General features: G+C 53.4%; 2 protein-coding genes. Both read right to left on the reverse strand.

Features of this window, described 5'->3' with window-relative positions; genetic code table 11:
• Positions 1-853 (reverse strand): prophage tail fiber N-terminal domain-containing protein (locus tag ACJHX3_RS24905; RefSeq protein WP_410236251.1); only part of this gene is annotated, 853 nt, incomplete at its 3' end.
• 60 nt (positions 854-913) lie between these two features.
• On the reverse strand, positions 914-1,049 hold a 136-nt coding region (locus tag ACJHX3_RS24910), incomplete at its 5' end, for a hypothetical protein (protein ID WP_410236252.1).

Here is a 1,049-nt window from a genome sequence, read left to right on the forward strand (position 1 = left end):
CGCTTTGGGCTGCTGCATCCTGACTGTTTTTCGCCGCAGTTTCGCTGGCTTTGGCATTCGTTTCGCTGGTCTTCGCTGCCGTCTGGCTGGACTTTGCGTTAGTTTCACTCGCCTTCGCAGCTTTCTGGCTGTTAGCCGCAGCAGTTGCTGATCCAGCTGCTGAAGTCGCAGAACCGGCTGCCGCGCTCTCGCTTTCGGCTGCTGCAGCCTGGCTGTTTTTTGCCGCAGTTTCACTGGCTTTAGCATTCGTTTCGCTGGTTTTCGCTGCCGTCTGGCTGGACTTTGCGTTGGTTTCGCTCGTCTTTGCTGCTGTCTCGCTATTTTTCGCGTTGGTTTCTGATTTTTTGGCTGCTGTCGCGGAGTTTGCCGATGCAGTCTGTGAGGCCGCTGCCGCCTGTGCGCTGTTACCTGCATTCGTCTCTGACGTTTTCGCCGCGTTCTTCGATGATGCCGCTGCAGTTTCGGATTTCTTTGCCGCCGCTGCGCTCTGAGAGGCGGCTTCGGCGTTGCGTGCCGCTTCTTCCACCATTGCCTCAAAACGACGCAATGCCTCCGGCATGACATCCTCTTCCGTCATGGCACCAAGAAAATCATTCAGCGTACCTGGTCTGGAACCTTCATAGACGGTAATGGTCCCGGCATGTGAAGGCGGAAAGCCTTCAACCAGCAGGGTGACGCCGTACTGGCCATACTCAACATCCATACTGTAACGCCCGGCTTCATCCGGATTTTCTGAGGCCACCGTGTTTACCAGTACCGTGGTGCTGTTACGCTTTGCCTTCAGTTGAATAGTGCAGTTCTGTATTGGTTTTCCCGCACCATCTTTCAGCACACCTGAAATCTGTACTGCCATACTCACTCCACAAATAAAAAAGGCGCCATTTCTGGCGCCCGTATTGGGGTTATAAATATTTCAACGGATACTGATACCGGAAGCAGCTTTTTTGGTCACAATCACCGTACAGTCGGTGATATTACCTGCCCACTGATTGCCTTTATGGAAAACCTTAAACTCCAGAGTGACGCTTCCCCTGCCACTCGGCATATCA

The sequence above is a fragment of the Escherichia sp. WS1265 genome, from assembly GCF_046487585.1.
Taxonomy (GTDB): domain Bacteria; phylum Pseudomonadota; class Gammaproteobacteria; order Enterobacterales; family Enterobacteriaceae; genus Escherichia; species Escherichia coli.